The sequence below is a fragment of the Companilactobacillus nantensis DSM 16982 genome, assembly GCF_001435815.1.
Classification (GTDB): domain Bacteria; phylum Bacillota; class Bacilli; order Lactobacillales; family Lactobacillaceae; genus Companilactobacillus; species Companilactobacillus nantensis.
Genome location: NZ_AZFV01000020.1, coordinates 17,076 through 33,684, shown reverse-complemented (window position 1 = coordinate 33,684; position 16,609 = coordinate 17,076). Strand labels below are relative to the sequence as shown.

14 protein-coding genes are annotated in these 16,609 nt (G+C 37.8%); 12 read left to right on the top strand and 2 right to left on the bottom strand.

The features are described 5' to 3' along the window. A complete protein-coding gene (locus FD31_RS09335) occupies positions 1–1,503 on the top strand; it encodes an MDR family MFS transporter (RefSeq protein ID WP_057892513.1) in 1,503 nt (500 codons plus the stop codon). Next, positions 1,503–2,234, top strand: coding sequence for a DUF4811 domain-containing protein (locus FD31_RS09330; RefSeq protein ID WP_057892512.1), 732 nt, complete (start codon positions 1,503–1,505; stop codon positions 2,232–2,234). Before FD31_RS09335 ends, FD31_RS09330 begins: the two co-directional genes overlap by 1 nt. Positions 2,235–2,457: 223 nt before the next feature. Here the strand turns inward: FD31_RS09330 and FD31_RS09325 are convergent, their stop codons facing one another. After that, positions 2,458–4,839: a MucBP domain-containing protein gene (locus FD31_RS09325; RefSeq protein WP_057892511.1), complete on the bottom strand. Its 2,382-nt coding sequence runs from the start codon at positions 4,837–4,839 to the stop codon at positions 2,458–2,460. 447 nt (positions 4,840–5,286) lie between these two features. Between FD31_RS09325 and FD31_RS09320 the strand changes: the two genes are divergently transcribed. From FD31_RS09320 to FD31_RS09310, 3 genes are all read left to right on the top strand, one after another. Further along, positions 5,287–5,931 (top strand): ABC transporter ATP-binding protein, encoded by a 645-nt coding sequence (locus FD31_RS09320; RefSeq protein ID WP_057892510.1) that lies wholly within the window; start codon positions 5,287–5,289, stop codon positions 5,929–5,931. Further along, a complete protein-coding gene (locus tag FD31_RS09315; protein WP_057892509.1) occupies positions 5,924–6,688 on the top strand; it encodes an ABC transporter permease in 765 nt (254 codons plus the stop codon). The genes FD31_RS09320 and FD31_RS09315 overlap by 8 nt, the downstream gene beginning before the upstream one ends. Before the next feature lie 107 nt (positions 6,689–6,795). After that, on the top strand, positions 6,796–7,719 hold the full coding sequence (locus tag FD31_RS09310; protein ID WP_057892508.1) for a Ppx/GppA phosphatase family protein: 924 nt from the start codon (positions 6,796–6,798) through the stop codon (positions 7,717–7,719). On the opposite strand, the gene FD31_RS09305 is transcribed toward FD31_RS09310, so the two are convergent. Beyond that, a complete protein-coding gene (locus FD31_RS09305) occupies positions 7,720–8,226 on the bottom strand; it encodes a YbhB/YbcL family Raf kinase inhibitor-like protein (RefSeq protein ID WP_057892507.1) in 507 nt (168 codons plus the stop codon). 33 nt (positions 8,227–8,259) lie between these two features. Between FD31_RS09305 and FD31_RS09300 the strand changes: the two genes are divergently transcribed. The 7 genes from FD31_RS09300 (at position 8,260) to FD31_RS09270 (ending at position 15,917) form a co-directional block, all read left to right on the top strand. Further along, positions 8,260–9,216 carry a hypothetical protein gene (locus FD31_RS09300; RefSeq protein ID WP_057892506.1) on the top strand — a complete coding sequence of 319 codons (957 nt, stop codon included), beginning with the start codon at positions 8,260–8,262 and terminating at the stop codon, positions 9,214–9,216. A gap of 795 nt (positions 9,217–10,011) precedes the next feature. Continuing rightward, the gene (locus FD31_RS09295; RefSeq protein WP_057892539.1) at positions 10,012–10,713 is read left to right on the top strand and encodes an NAD-dependent protein deacylase; all 702 of its coding nucleotides are present in this window, start codon (positions 10,012–10,014) and stop codon (positions 10,711–10,713) included. Between the two features lie 603 nt (positions 10,714–11,316). Further along, positions 11,317–13,335 (top strand): methionine--tRNA ligase, encoded by a 2,019-nt coding sequence (gene metG / locus FD31_RS09290; RefSeq protein ID WP_057892505.1) that lies wholly within the window; start codon positions 11,317–11,319, stop codon positions 13,333–13,335. Continuing rightward, on the top strand, positions 13,335–14,096 hold the full coding sequence (locus FD31_RS09285) for a TatD family hydrolase (RefSeq protein ID WP_057892504.1): 762 nt from the start codon (positions 13,335–13,337) through the stop codon (positions 14,094–14,096). The genes metG and FD31_RS09285 overlap by 1 nt, the downstream gene beginning before the upstream one ends. Before the next feature lie 2 nt (positions 14,097–14,098). Further along, the gene (rnmV, locus tag FD31_RS09280; protein WP_057892503.1) at positions 14,099–14,680 is read left to right on the top strand and encodes a ribonuclease M5; all 582 of its coding nucleotides are present in this window, start codon (positions 14,099–14,101) and stop codon (positions 14,678–14,680) included. After that, the gene (gene rsmA / locus FD31_RS09275; RefSeq protein WP_057892502.1) at positions 14,667–15,548 is read left to right on the top strand and encodes a 16S rRNA (adenine(1518)-N(6)/adenine(1519)-N(6))-dimethyltransferase RsmA; all 882 of its coding nucleotides are present in this window, start codon (positions 14,667–14,669) and stop codon (positions 15,546–15,548) included. Before rnmV ends, rsmA begins: the two co-directional genes overlap by 14 nt. Before the next feature lie 75 nt (positions 15,549–15,623). After that, positions 15,624–15,917 (top strand): Veg family protein, encoded by a 294-nt coding sequence (locus tag FD31_RS09270; RefSeq protein WP_057892501.1) that lies wholly within the window; start codon positions 15,624–15,626, stop codon positions 15,915–15,917. The last annotated feature ends 692 nt before the right edge of the window (positions 15,918–16,609 follow it).

Genomic DNA, 16,609 nt, shown 5'->3' with positions numbered 1-16,609 from the left:
ATGCCTAATAATAAAGCAATTGTGGATGCACATGGTAAGCCATTCAACCGTAATTTATTGGTTTTGGTTTTACTAGTTGGTACATTCTGTACAGTTTTAAACGGTACTATTTTAACTACCGCATTTCCTACATTGATGAAAGAATTCAGTGTCACAACATCAGATGTTCAGTGGTTAACAACTGGATTTTTAATGGTTAACGGTATTATGATTCCTGTTACTGCTTGGTTAAGTAACAACTTCAGTACTAAGATTTTATACATTATCGCGATGTCAACTTTCTTAGTCGGAACGATTATGTGTTTCGTTGCTCCAACTTTCGGCGTTATCCTAGCTGGTCGTTTGATTCAAGCAATCGGTGTTGGTATTACAATGCCACTTATGCAAGTTGTTATGCTATCAATTTTCCCGGCTAACCAACGTGGTGCTGCCATGGGACTTGGTGGTTTGGTTATCGGACTTGCTCCTGCTATCGGACCTACACTTTCAGGTTTCATTATTGATAACTGGACATGGAGAGATCTTTTCGGAATGATTATTCCTATCGTTATCTTAGTTTTGATTTTGGCCTTTTTCTTTATGAGACCTGTTATTAAGACACGTCGTACGAAACTTGATGTTTTATCATTGATTGAATCAACTGTTGGTTTTGGTGCCATTCTTTATGGATTCTCATCTGTTGGTAATGATGGTTGGGGTTCAATGACAGTTCTTGGTTCAATCGCTGTTGGTATTATTTTTATTTTATTATTTGGTTACCGTCAATTGCATATGAAGACACCATTCTTGGAATTGCGTGTTTTCAAAGAAAAGAAATTTGCGATTGCTGCCGCATTGTCATCTGTTACTAACATGGCCATGATCGGTGTTGAAATGGTTCTACCACTATACCTTCAAATTGTTAAAGGTATGTCAGCTTTTCATTCAGGTTTAACATTGCTACCTGGTGCTTTGATGATTGGTATCATGAGTCCAATTACTGGTAATGCTTTTGATAAATTTGGACCTAAAGACTTGGCACGTATGGGTATGTTCTTATTGACTGCCGGTACGATTCCATTCTTGTTCCTAACAAAGACAACACCAGTTCTTGATATCGTGGTCCTTTACATGATTCGGATGTTCGGTATTTCCATGGTCTTGATGCCTGTTACAACTGATGGTATGAATGCTTTGCCATTTGACTTGATGAGTCATGGTACAGCCGTAAATAACACAGTTAGACAGATTTTCAGTTCAATGGGTACAGCTATTTTGGTCAGTGTCTTGACTAACGTTACAAACAATTTGAAGCCTGGTAAGTCACTGTTGGCACAAGCACCACTTCAATATAAAGATAACTTCTTTAACGCTACATTGAGTGGTTACCACGCAGCTTTTGCTGTAGCTATTTTATTCTGTGTCATCGGCTACTTGATCAGTTTGATGGTCACAAATAGCTCTAAATCAAAAACAATTGATACTGATACATTAAGAAAAACAAGATTGGCAGGTGAAGAATAATGATTCTCATTTCTATTTTAGTTTTCGCCGTTTTAGCATATTACTTCGCTGTTTTCTTGCAAAATAAAAAAGTTGGTTATTCATTGTCATTCACATTTATCGCCTTGTTCATCTTGAGTTTGGTATTGTTGATCTCAAATGAATATAGCCATTTTGGTATGAAACAAGTAGTTAATGAAAAAACTTATCAAATTCAATCAGTTCAAAAGGGTTCAAATCTTCTCTTAAAGAAAGAATTAGGTACCAAGGGTAAAGAAGATGTTTATATTTACCGGACACCTGAGACAGCTAATAAGAAGAAACCAACGACAACTAAAGTTGACGTTAATGTTACAAACAAAGTGAAGACTGGAAATTATTCAGCTGCTACTTTGGAACGTAAAACAACCCGTTGGGAATATAAGAATGGTTTCTATTCATTCCTCTTTGGACTATCAGATAATAATAAGGAATTCGTTAAACAAACAAATACCTTTAAAGTTGGCAATGATTGGTTAGTTTTGACAACTACTCAAGCTAGTCAATTGCAAAAGAAAATGAAGAGCAAAGCCTTCCAAGCACAAATGAAACAAGAAGGTGCAACTTACGTTAAAACTGCAGTTATGAAGGCTATGAAAGCCAACCCTAAGATGACTCCAGACGAGCAAAAGCAAGTTACACAACAAGCTGAAAAAGCATTTAAAGCAGAAGCTCAAGCTAAGTTGATTCAGGAAATTAAGAGTCAAAATTAGAGAGCGGAAGACGACGGTTAGATTTTGAGAATTTGCCTAGCTTCACGAATTATCCGCGAATTTTGCGGATGATTTGGGAAGTGTAGCAAAGGCTCAAAATCTGTCGTCTGTAGCTCGTTTCAGAGCCACTGCCCATATATAAAAAAAACAGGTCCAGCAATCGTGGAAAGCAACAACGATTACTAGGCCTATTTTTCTGTCTAAAAATCTAAGAATCTATAAATCAAAACAATTCAGCTTCAACATATTCATCAGTAGCGACACGATACATTTTAACGCCATGAACCACAATGTAACCGTCGGTTCTCCAATAACTATTAGCAGGTAAAGTTAGACGTAGTTTTTGACCACGTGAATTATAGAGCACTGTCTTAGTTGTTAGATGAACTTTTGATTTGGTAGGAACAGGAGTGAACTCTGTCGCTTGATCAATCACAAGATACTTGTCAGTAGCGATACGATAGTAACCTTTGCCATTAATAGCCATTAATTTATCGTATTTCCATTTAGTGTTGGGCTCGGAATCCACGTTGATGTATCTACCGCGGCTATCCATTAATTTGACTGGAGTTTCATAGGTGATTAAGATGCCAGGCTTGGAAGAAGCAGTTGCGTCATAATCTTGAACCTCAATAAACTCACCATCGTCTAATAAATAGAAAGGTTTGCCATTGATGGTTGTTGTACCATGAACGCCGATGTCACTTAAATAAGAGCCAGAAGAAGTGTCATGAATTGTAACTTGTTCACGACCGTGGCTATGACTAGTTGGATGTTTGGATACAGGCGTAGTTGGTTCGTCTGCTTCAATTGAAGGAGGATTTGTTGTTGAAGTAGGTTCCTTCTTTGGTAAGGCACTATAAGCTAAATTAATTGTCTGGGGATTTTGTGTGAATGCACCTTTCAAAAGTGTTGCAGGACTAGTTAGCTTATAGCCGGCGACTGTACTGTCAGGGGTTAAATCAAAAGTTGAACCAATAGTAGTACCACTGATAGTTTTAGTTAAAGCAGCACCTTTGTTCATAATGGGTTTGCCAGTTGCATCGACATAATTAATAGTGACAGTTGGATGTGCTTGCCAAACTAGGGGCTGGTTAACAGTCGTAGCAGTTTGAAAGTAAGTGTTTCCGAGATTTTCTTGCACCATTGAGCCACGGGTAAAACCATTATGATAGCCGTAATTACCATAGCTTAAAACTTTAGCAGTTGGGTCCGCATTGTTCAAAACAAAATTGTCACCGCCGGCACTAGTTAAATTACCACTCTTTGAGAATGCACTAGTTGTGGAAGCTGAATAGTTGTATAAAGGAGCAATATCGGTTCCACTCGGATCGAGAAATTTTGGAGATGTGAAAGCAATTGGTTGACCAGTCACCGCATAAACTGGAGTAGGGTCGTTGATTGTATTAGATACAGCATCAATCATGACACTCTTGCCAGTTTCAGTACCCTTGAGTGGTGAAAAGTCGCTGATTGAAGAATTATCAAATTCAATCATATTGAAACCTTGACCATTGTTGGCATATTTATTGATTGTTGGTGCCAATTCGTTTAGTTGTGCTTGCGTGATACCTTGACCTTCCTTGGAGCCTTCAAGGTCTAAAGTTCCAGAGTTAGATAAATTGAGATTTTCGACTTGGCTGGGGTCAATTTCTTTAGCAGTGGGATCACTGAAGTTACCAGCAATATTTAAACCTGCAAAATTGATTTTTTCCAAAGGTGTTAAATCGGTATTAGCACTGGGATCGGAAGCTAGTTGGACTTGCAGACTGAGACCAGCTTTAGTAGGCAAGAGCTGGAAGTATTGCATACCATTTAAACTTTCAATTGGCGTGCTGTCAGTATCGGCCATATAGCTAGTATTAGGCAAACGCGTTGAGGTTGGTCCATTAGGATGATTGATGTCGTAATTATCTATCGAGATTGGTAAGTATCCACCAGTGTATGACGTGATATTGCCGACAGTTAAATTAGCATTGTAGGGAATATGCAAGGCATCTTTAACAGCATATCCTAAAGTAGGATCGGTGAAAGTAATGACCGTATCGCTAGTGACATTGGCAGGAATGGCGTAAGGATTGGTTGTTCCTGTCATAGTTGTTGTAGTCGTGCCAGTGGTTTGAGCTGGGGTGGTTGCTGTGGTGGTAGAGAGTGTTTGAGCTGGTGTAGTTTGCACTGGTGTAGTTACTGAAGATACCGGAGTACTTACAGTTGAGCTGGTTGTCGTAGTTGTTCCGGCTGTGACTGGTGTACTTGATGTAGAAGTTGATCCTTTAACAGTTGTACCAGTTGGTGAGGAAGTGTCTGTTGAGGTACTGGACGTTTGTGTGATAGTAGCAGTAGTTGTCGGTGTGGTAGTCGTCCCAGTGGCAGGTTTAGTGGTTGCGGCAGTAATCGGTTGAGTCGTGGTTGGGCTACTTGGTGTAGTCGTAGATGTAGTTGGAGAGGTCACTGAAGTAGTTCCACTGGTGGATGTCGAACTCGTGGTAGTCGATTGAGTTGTGGCAGTAGTAGCGGCTTTAGCCTCCTCGGTTGAAGTAGCAGTAAGGAGCATGGCTGAAAATAAAGAAATACCTAAATAAACACATTTCTTATTCAATAGCATAATATTAATCCTTCTTTTTTTAGATTTCGCCGCTATCTTAAGTTCGAATCAGACAAAATTAAAATTCTAATGCTAGACAAGTTGGATAGTAAAAAAATACTAACGAATTAATGCTAATATTTGGCTTTCTTTGAATAGTTTTGTAAGCTTAGTTAAAAGCGTATTATAAGGGAAATATTGCATCTGGGAGTGAGAATACAGGTTGTTGTGAGGACCGGTGCGAGCTTTGCGTCTCGAACCTTGATTTTGAACTTTGCATAGTGCTAAGTAGGATTTTTCCAGAATTGTTAAATAGTTTATGACTTTTGTTACTTTGACAATTTAGAATAAAAATCTGCGAATAAACTAGCCGGAAGGAACATCGACCTAAATTTCTTGTTCCTGGAGGCGGCAAATATGTTATACACAAGTGAATGTTGATAATAAATTGAAAATAGAGGTGCGATTGTGGAAAAAATATTTGAAGTAAAAAATCTCTTCTATCAAGTTGGGGAAACTAAAATTTTGAAGGATATTACCTTGGATATCGAGCAAGGAAAATACTTAACTGTTATCGGACCATCCGGAAGTGGTAAGAGTACTTTAATGCGTATTTTGGCATCAATGATCAGTGCTACTTCTGGTGAGGTTTTGTTCCATGGCAAAGATATTTCAACGTATGAACCTACGGAATATCGACAGAAGGTTTCCTATGCTTTTCAACAGCCAACTTTATTCGGAAAAACTGTCCGTGAAAATTTAGCTTTCCCATTTGAAGTTCGCAAGCAAGCGTTTGATGAAGATAAAGTTATTAAATATTTGGAGATGGTTAACCTCAATCAAGACTATATCGACAAGAGTGTTAATGATGTTTCAGGTGGGGAAAAACAACGGATTGCATTATTACGGAATCTCCTTTTTCAACCAGAGGTGTTGATAACTGATGAGGTTACCGCTGGTTTGGACACGGAAAATAAAGCCATTGTGCATAAGATGTTAAATGAATTCAATCAACGTGGTTTAACGATTCTTCGGGTTACGCATGATGAATCCGAAATTGAATCATCTACAGATACAATTACGATTAAGAATGGGGAGGTGCAAGATGTCTAATTTAACAGTTTCCAACTCAACCTTGGCATTAGGATTTGTTTTAGTTTTAGTAGCTTTAATTATTGGCTATGTCGAAAAATTACGGATTGATAAAGATATTATCATTGGTGTTGTTCGTGCAATTATTCAACTTTCTTTAGTGGGTTATGTTTTAAAATTTGTTATCAAAGCCAACGATAATTGGTTGACATTAGCCTGTTTCGTCATCATTGTGCTCAATGCTTCGTGGAATGCTGGTAAACGTGGTAACGGGATTCCCAAAGCTTTTCAGTCGTCACTTTTAGCTATTTTCGTGGGGACAACAATAACTTTAGCAACCTTAGTTTTAACTGGTTCTATTAAGTTTGTCCCAGAACAAATCGTTCCTGTAACAGGAATGATTGCTAGTAATGTCATGGTTGCCATTGGTCTTTGCTACCGCAATATGATGCAAACTTATACCGATCGTCACCAACAAGTTTTGGAAAAATTAGCCTTGGGAGCAGATATCAAACTAGCTTCTTTGGATATTTTGCGCGATTCAATTAAAAGTGGGATGCAACCAACGATTGATTCAATTAAGACACTTGGATTAGTTAGTTTACCCGGGATGATGTCCGGTTTGATTTTCGCTGGTGTTGATCCTGTTAAAGCTATCAAATACCAAATCATGGTTACATTCATGTTATTGGCATCGACAAGTATCGGTTCAATCATTTCTTGTTACTTAGGCTATAAGCAATTCTTCAATGATAGAAAGCAATTGAAGGATGATTAGGGCAGTAATCAAAGAAGAAATCAACAAATAATGGACTAAATTTTTAATAGACCTATTATGTAGGTCTATTTTTTTATATAATTGATACAATGGGATGTGATGTAGATTTGAAGTTAGCAGTTATAGAAATAGGATCTAACTCCATTAGAACATCAGTTTATAGATCTTCTAAAAAAAATCGTTTTAAGACTTTGGATCGTTGGCGAGAGCCTGTTAGACTAGGAAAATCAATCACTCAGAGTCGACTTTTGACTAATGATCAAATTGAAGAAACAATTGATGTTTTAAAAAAATTTCAAACTCGAATTGAAAGATATCAAGTTGATAGAACCAGCTTGATTGCCACTGCCGCGGTAAGGATGGCCAAGAATCAAGATCAATTGATTTTTGCTGTTCTCAAAGAAACAGGATTACAACTAGACATTATTAATGAACAAGAAGAAGCTTACTATGACTACGTAGCCGTTAGAAGTACGATGCGAATCAAAGATGCTTTGATTGTTGATGTTGGTGGCGGTAGTAGTGAAATCAGTTTGGCTAAAAAGGGCCGACTTAAGCATGGCTTGAGTATACCAATTGGTGCTATTTCAATTTCAGATTTGTATTTAGCGAGTGATCCAATAAAAGAGAACCAATTGCAAGCAGCAAGAAAAGATATCAGTCAACGCTTAGAAAGTCTCAATTGGATGAGTTCTCCGGCAACTTTTGTGGGTCTCGGTGGGACATTACGAGCAGTGACAAGTATTTTGAATCGTGAAGGTAAGAATAAAAAGACCTTACACAATTCTGTCATTTCGTGTGACCAAATTGACGAATTATTTGATCAATTGATTCATACTTCTTTGGAAGAAAGAAGTCAGATCAAAGAGTTGAGCGATGGCAGATATGAAGTCATTTTAGGTGGAATTTTAATAATTTCAGAAATCATTAAAAAAACCCCCTCTAAAGAAATCCGTTTTTCGAATTTCGGTGTTAGAGAAGGTTATGTCTTCAATTATTTCCACAAAATGAATCTTCAGGATAATCAGTAATTATGCACGACTAGGGATGACCTGTTGAGCAGTAGCTAAAACATGGCCGTCCATCTTATGCAATAATTCATTCATCCAGAAACCATTTTCCAAATCAAGATTGTCATCAAGAGCGAATACCTTGAGTACGTAATCATGGGTTTGATCTGGTGGATAAGGTCCATTGTAACCGGTGGCCACATCTTTAGGACCGTCTAGTAATGGGCTGGCAGAACTATTTTTGCCTTGAACGATTGGAGCAGTAGCAGTACGACTAAAGTTTTCAGGCAATTCAGTTTGAGAACTAGGAATATTAGCGGCTGTCCAATGAATCCATTCAAAACCACAGACAGGAATTGAATCGGGATCAGTAAATGTAAAGGCAATAGTTTTGGCATCTGCCGGAATATCTGATAATTTAATTGGGAAACTGATAACCGGTTTCCCATTTTTTATATCGTCAGGTGCGGCGTACTTGCCATATTTGTCGGGCAATAAATTATTTGGTAGGGATACTGTTATTTCCATACAAAAATCTCCTTTATATATGAGGTATAGATAATGAAACGATTAGAACTAAACGAACTACCTGAACTTATTGTAAAACAGGTTGAAAAAATTGAGCAACAATATAATAAGAAAATCGAAGTCTTTGCAGACTATGAACAACAAGATTATTTAACGCTAGATCAAGCTGACCATGTTATCAAGGACGATGTAATTAAAGTTTCAATTACAAATGAAAAATATGCGGAATTTGTTTTGAGTCATGAATTGCACCATATTGAACTAGAACTTTCTGATGAACCAAGTATTTCAGCAGCTTTAACAACAGGCAAACAAGATTTAGACGGCCGAGTTTTAGCAATTGCTAACTCAGTTTTCGAAACTTTAGAACACGTAACAGTGATGAAACGCCAACAAGAAGACGGAACATATACTGATGAAGTTAAAACTGAATACTTAAAGGGAATCAATGCAGCACTTCATCCTAAAGTGGAATTAGATCGTGCAAATATGCGCTTTTACCGTACTTTAATTATGTTAGATGGCATGATTTTTAGTGGTCACGCAGTTGATGACGACTGGCAACAAGAATTTGCGATGTCATATAAGTATGCCGATAAAATGGCTAAAATCATTGAAGATAATGATTTAACAGTACCATTCCAATTCCGACGTGCATTAGTAAATACATTGGATGCCTACAATGAAATTATTATTTCAAACGGCTATCAAGGTTTACATTTCCACACATTCTTAAATGTCACACCAGTCGTTTCAAAACGTCAATTACGTTTAAGCTTGAATCAAGTTTATCAAATCAAGCATTCCGAATTTAAAAACCGCGCCACCGGACGTGATGGTTTTGTCTTAATTGGTATTAACGATGGTCAAGGAGTAGCAACTTTAAACTTAGATCCACAAAAAGTAACTCCAGAATTTTACAAGACTTTCTATCAATATACAGTTGAGGAAGTATTTAAGGAACAAGGGACCAAGTATTTAATTAGGTAGGCCGCCTCCGGTTGTGAGCAAATCAGTCTGCCATGGGACCGGTGCAAGCCTTGCGTCTCGCGCCTCGCTTTTGAACTTCGCAAAGACCGCGAATTTCAAAAGACGTCCGTGCTGTAAGAGTGGAAAAACGCCACTCTAACACCACAATCACGGCAGTCAGATTTGCTCACAACCTCCAGCTAAGTTATTCGTTGGTTGTTTTTTCATTAGATTTTTTGATTTTGCTTTTATCAATAAAAAGAAATCCGAATCAAATCATATAAAATAAAAAGAACAATAAACTAGCCGGAGGGTCTGAGAATTATACATGCTGTGAAGGTGGCGTTAGGACTACGGAGTAGTTNTCAAAAGACGTCCGTGCTGTAAGAGTGGAAAAACGCCACTCTAACACCACAATCACGGCAGTCAGATTTGCTCACAACCTCCAGCTAAGTTATTCGTTGGTTGTTTTTTCATTAGATTTTTTGATTTTGCTTTTATCAATAAAAAGAAATCCGAATCAAATCATATAAAATAAAAAGAACAATAAACTAGCCGGAGGGTCTGAGAATTATACATGCTGTGAAGGTGGCGTTAGGACTACGGAGTAGTTCTTACACCACGGACGTCTTTGGAGACTTGCTGGTTTGTGCAAGGCTTCAAAGCGAGGCNACACCACGGACGTCTTTGGAGACTTGCTGGTTTGTGCAAGGCTTCAAAGCGAGGCTCGAGACCTTGGCTCGAACCGGTCCCATAGCGTGTATAATTCTCAGGCCCTTCGGCGGCAATAATGGGAGGAAACCAATGGTCGATAAAATTGAAGAGTTTAAATCCTTACTAGCTCAAGCTAAATTTGTAACTTTTCTAACTGGTGCTGGTGTATCTGTACCATCAGGGATTCCTGATTATCGTTCCAAAAATGGGTTGTACAAGCGGGAGAAATTCAATTTTCCGCCAGAATATATGTTGAGCCATGATAATCTAGTCAAGCACCCAGATGTTTTTCACGACTTCGTAATTCATAACATGTACTTTCCAGATGCTCAACCGAATATTATTCATACAAAAATGGCTGAAATCAGTAATCAAAAAGGTGCTATTGTCACTCAAAATGTCGATAAATTGCACACTAAAGCTGGAGCTAAAAATGTCGTAGAATTTCATGGAAATTTATATGATAATATTCATTGCCTAACTTGCGGTAAAGAATTTGATTACACATATTACTTAAAAGATTATCGGCACCATGAAGATAATGGTATTATTCGTCCCGGCACAACAGTTTTGTACGGCGAGAATATTAATCCAGAAAACTTTCAAAATGCAGCTTTGGCTGTTCAGAAAGCTGATTTGTTAGTAGTTGTTGGGACTAGTTTTAAAGTATATCCATTTGCAGGATTACTGGAATATAGTTCACCGAAAGCTAAATTGGTTGTCATTAATAAAGAAGATTTAAATTTAGATTCATCCATTTTGGCAATTTCAGATGATGCCACGAATGTTTTTTCACAGATTTAGAGGGTTTATATAGAGCCGCCTCCGTGGGCGCAAAATATAGGCTGCTGTGGGGACCGACCTGAGCCAAGGTCTCAGGTCTCGATTTTGAGCCTTGCACAAACCGCAAGTCTCAAAACTCGTCCCGTGGTGTAAAGGCTAAAGCCTTAACGCCACCTGCACTGCTGCCTATATTTTGCGCCCACGGAGGCTAGTGTATTAGTTGTTTGGGATTTAATTGATTGATGAATTATGTATTTGATGTTATTTCAATATTTAAACATTCACGGTGCTAATTTATTTTTTATTATCAATTGGAAGAAAATTCGTCATGATTAAGAATATTTAATGGTTCTTAAAAAATAAATCCAAATAAACTAGTCGGAAGAACCGAGATACAGTTACTGGCAGTGAAAGTGGCGTTAGTGCTTTAGCACTTACACCACCGGGCGTGTTTGGAGACTCGTGTACTTTGCGAGGCTTCAAACCGAGGTATGAGACCTTGGCTCAGACCGGTCCGCACAGCCAGTTACTGTATCTCGGTTCTGGAGACGGCAGACACATTAAATACAAATATAAAAAAATGCTATACTTAATATCAATTTAGTAGCGGTGGAGGTTAATATATTGACTGAAGAGAAAAAGACTTTTTACATTACAACACCCATTTATTATCCATCAGGAAAATTAACAATTGGGAACTCATATACAACGATTGCAGCGGACACTTTGGCTCGTTACAAGCGTAATGAGGGCTATGACGTTTTCTTCCTAACAGGAACTGACGAACATGGTCTTAAGATTGAACAAAAAGCCGAAGAAAAAGGCATGCAACCACAAGAATACGTTGACATGATGGCTAAGGGAATCAAGGAACTTTGGAAGTCATTGGACATTTCAAATGATAAATTTATCCGTACAACAGATGATTATCACGTGAAAGCAGTTCAAAGAATCATCGAACGCCTAATCAAACAAGGGGATATTTATTTAGGCGAATATTCAGGTTGGTATTCTGTTGATGATGAAGAATACTTTACTGAATCACAAATGGCTGAAGTTTATCATGATGCTGACGGTAACGTTACTGGTGGTAAAGCTCCTTCAGGTCACGAAGTTCAACTTGTTAAAGAACCTTGTTATTTCTTTAAAATGAGTAAGTATGCTGATCGTCTTTTGAAATATTATGAAGATAATCCAACTTTCATCGAACCAGAAATTCGCAAGAATGAAATGATTAATAACTTTATCAAACCAGGCCTTGAAGACTTGGCTATTTCTAGAACAACTTTCAACTGGGGTGTTAAAATTCCAAGTAATCCTGAACACGTTGTCTACGTTTGGGTTGATGCGTTGTTGAACTATATCACTGCTCTTGGTTACGAAAGCGATGATGATTCACTATTCAAGAGATACTGGCCTGCTAATGTTCAATTTGTTGGTAAGGAAATCGTCCGTTTCCACACAATCTACTGGCCAATTATTTTGATGGCTTTGGGTGTGGAACTACCTAAGCAAGTCTTTGGTCACGGTTGGTTATTAATGAAAGACGGTAAAATGTCGAAATCTAAGGGTAACGTCGTTTATCCAGAAATGTTAGTTTCACGTTACGGTCTTGATTCATTACGTTATTATCTAATGCGCGCTATGCCATTCGGTAGTGATGGTGTCTTCACTCCAGAAGATTACGTTGATAAAATCAATTATGATTTAGCTAATGACTTGGGAAATCTTTTGAACAGAAGTATCTCAATGATCAACAAGTACGATGACGGTAAAGTTGTTACTGTGGCACCTGTTACAGAGTTAGATAAGGACCTTGAAAAGTCATACGCTGATACATTAACTGCTTATCGTGAACACATGGATAAATTTGAATTTCCTGATGCTTTAGCTAGTGTTTGGGCATTCATTAGCCGTGCTAACAAGTACATTGATGAAACACAACCATGGGTTCTTGCTAAAGACGACAGTAAAAAAGCTGAACTACAATCAGTTCTTGGTCACTTAGCAGAATCATTACGTTTGATTGCTTTGTTGATTAGTCCTGTTATGACACAAGCCCCAGTTAAGATGTTCGAACAATTGGGCTTGGATTACGCTAATGACAAATCACTTACTTTTGGCGATACTGTTGTTGGTAAGACCGTAACTGCAAAGCCAGAACCAATCTTCCCACGTCTTGATGCTGAAGAAGAAGTTAAGTACATCAAGGACAAGATGGCTGAAGAACAAGCTAAAAACGGTAGTGGTAAGTTGAGTAAATCAGCCCAAGCTAAGGCTAAAGCTCAAAAAGAAGCAGATGATGAATTCCCTAAGGAAATTGAATTTGATGACTTTGCTAAAGTTAAGATGGTTGTAACAGAAATTTTGGATGTCAAACCAGTTGAAAACTCAAGCAAGCTATTACAATTTAAGCTTGATGATGGTTCAGGTATCGATCGTCAAATTCTTTCAGGAATGCACAAATTCTATCCTGATTACAAAGAACTTATCGGTAAAAAAGTTCTTGCAGTTGTTAACTTGAAGCCACGGAAGATGGTTGGCGAATGGAGTAACGGAATGTTGCTTTCAACTGAAATGGGTGACGAAGTCAAACTTGCTATCGTTGACAATTCACACAAAAATGGAGCTATTTTAGGCTAATGAAAATTTTTGATACACATACACATTTAAATGACGAGGCTTTCGCCGGGAAAACTCAACAATTCATTGATAATGCTAAGGAGTTGGATGTTGTTGAGATGGCAATTATTGGTTCGAACGAAGAATTCAATATCGAAGCCATCCGCTTAGCACAAAACTATCAACCATTACATGCGGTTGTTGGTTGGCATCCAGAATTTGCTAAAAAATATAACGAAGAGCAATTGGTCAATCAAATCAAATTGCCTGAAGTTGTTGGTATTGGTGAAATTGGACTCGATTATCATTGGGAAGAGGATCCAGACCCTAAGATTCAACAAAAGGTTTTGATCCAACAATTGGATGTGGCGCAACAATATAACATGCCTGTGTCAATCCATTGTCGAGATGCTTTTGATGACATGTATCAAATTTTGAAAGATCATGATATGTCTAAGTCAGGTATTATCATGCACAGTTTCAATGGGGACCTTAATTGGCTCAATAAGTTTTTAGATTTGGGACTCTGGATTTCATATAGTGGCGTTGTCTCATTCAAAAACGCTCCGGAAGTTCATGAATCAGCTAAGAACACCCCACTTGATCGATTACTTGTTGAAACCGATGCACCATATTTAACACCTGAACCATATCGTGGTCATGCCAATCAACCAGCATACACACGTTATGTTGTTGATGCGATTGCTAAATATAAAGGTATTACACCAAATGAGGTTGCTGAACACACCTTTAACAATGCTCACCAAGTGTATAATCTATAATTATGACAAAAATAAAAGAAATTATTGTAGTAGAAGGTAAGTCAGATACGAATCGTTTGAAAGATTGTTTTGGAGACGACGGGATTGATACGTTGGAAACAACTGGATCAGCCTTGAGTGATGAGACAATCAAGCAAATTAAAATTGCCCAACAAAAACGGGGCGTGATTATTTTCACTGATCCTGATTTTAATGGCAATCGTTTGCGGACAATCATTCAAAAGGCTGTACCTGATGCCAAACAAGCCTTTTTACCTCGAAGTAAAGCCGTTCCAAAACATAGCGATGGCAGTTTAGGTATCGAACATGCCAAAGATGCTGATATCAAAGCCGCTCTAGCTGCCGTTTATACGCATACCGATGAAGAATTTACGAGTTATGATCATGCTGATATGGTCAACTTAGGTTTAATTGGTGAACCAGATTCTCATCAGCGAAGATTAGCGGTCGGTTCAGAATTGAAAATTGGCTATACAAATGCCAAACAATTTTTGAATCGCTTAAATATGTTTCAAATTGCTCCAACCGATTTACTAACTGCGGTTAAAAATTTTGATAAGGGAAGTACTCATGACACAAAATAGATTAAGTATTGCTGATCCTATTCGTACAAATGACATTATGCGTAAATACAAATTACGCGCAAAGAAAAGTTTAGGACAAAATTTCTTAACCAACGAAAAAGTTTTAGATGATATTGTTGATGCCAGTGGTTTAAAGTCTGATGAGATTGCAATTGAAATTGGACCTGGTATTGGTGCATTGACTGAAAAATTAGCTCAAGTTGCTGAACATGTCTATGCTTTTGAAATCGATGATAATTTGATTCCTGTTTTAGCAGATACATTGCAATATTACGATAATATCGACGTTATCAACCAAGATATTTTGAAAGTTGACCTCGATCAATTCGTTAAAGATAATAATCTCGAAGGTAAGACAATCAAAGTTGTTGCTAACTTGCCTTACTACATTACGACACCAATCATGTTGAACTTGATCGACAGTGATTATCCTTTCCAATCATTAGTTTTGATGATGCAAAAGGAAGTTGCCGAAAGAATCACAGCTAATCCGGGGCATCGTGAATATGGTTCACTTTCCATAGCTGTGCAAACACAAATGAGTGCTAGAATTGACCGTATTGTTGGTAGTAAGTCATTTATTCCACGTCCAAAAGTTGATTCAGCTGTTGCCGTTTTAGATCGTTTGCCAAAAGAACAAATCGATATTGAAGATCCAGTTTTCTTCAACAAATTGGTTCGTTCAGCTTTCATGCAAAAACGAAAGAGTTTGATGAACAATATGTTAAATTGGTTAGGTCGAACTGATGAAAATCGTGAAAAAATAAAAAATGTTTTTGAAAAATGTGGAATTGCGGAAAACGCCCGTGGTGAGCAGGTTTCAATCGCACAATTTAAGCAAATGGCAGTCGAATTTAGCAAAAATTAGATTACAAATATATTATTTTATTGAAATTTTCAGTGAGACGTGGTAAAATTTCACTCCTAAGGAGTGATTATTATAATGCCAACATCATTGAAGACAATCAAGAGTCGTTTAGATTCACACTTAGGTGAGAATTTGACGATTGTTGCCCAAGCAGGTCGTAAGAAGGTTGTCCGCCGTCGCGGAACTTTATCCGAAACATTCCATTCAGTTTTTGTCGTAGATCTAGATCAAAATGAAAACTCCTTTGAAAGAGTTTCATACAGCTATGCTGATTTGTTAACAAAATCAATTGATATTCAATTTGATAGCGATGAACCTGCTGAAGAATTATCAGAACCAGACTCAGACGTTGAGGCTGAAGCTGAATAAATATAATAAGCGTTCATTAGATGGTCTGAACATTTCTTGTTCAGGCTTTTTTTGTTGTTTTTTTAAGGATGCCGCCAGCAGTTGCGACCGGTTCGAGCCAAAGGGCGGTCTCGAACCTCGATTTTGAACCTCGCATAGACCGCGAGTTTCAAAACTCGTCCCGTGGTGTAATGGCTAAAGCCATAACGCCACCTGCATTGCTGCCAGAATTTCTCGCAACTGCTGGCTAGGGTATTTTTGAATAAGTAATGTTTATTTTGAGTTTGTTTGAATTTATTGGTTTGTTTGGCAGTTAAGCACTGGAATTAAAACAGAAAATAAATTGGGCATGATTATTAGCTAATCATTTTGAATTTTTTTGATTTTATTTGGAAAAATTAAATTGATTTATCAGTGGGACTTGTTCGAAATATACTAAATTTTAAATGCATTTAGTAATAGTTAATACCAAATATTCAGTTCAACTAGCCGGAGGTTGTAAGCAACAAAGTCAGTAGTGACGGTACTGTTAGGACTTTAGTCCTTACAGTACGGACGTGTTTTGAAATTCGCGTATTGTGCGAAGTTCAAAACCGAGCCTGGAGACCTTGGCTCCGGGCGGTCCCACAGCAGACTTTGTTGCTTACAACTGGAGGCGGCATCAAATCACCAAGTTTATTATGAAAAAAACATGAATTGTTCATTGTTTTGCT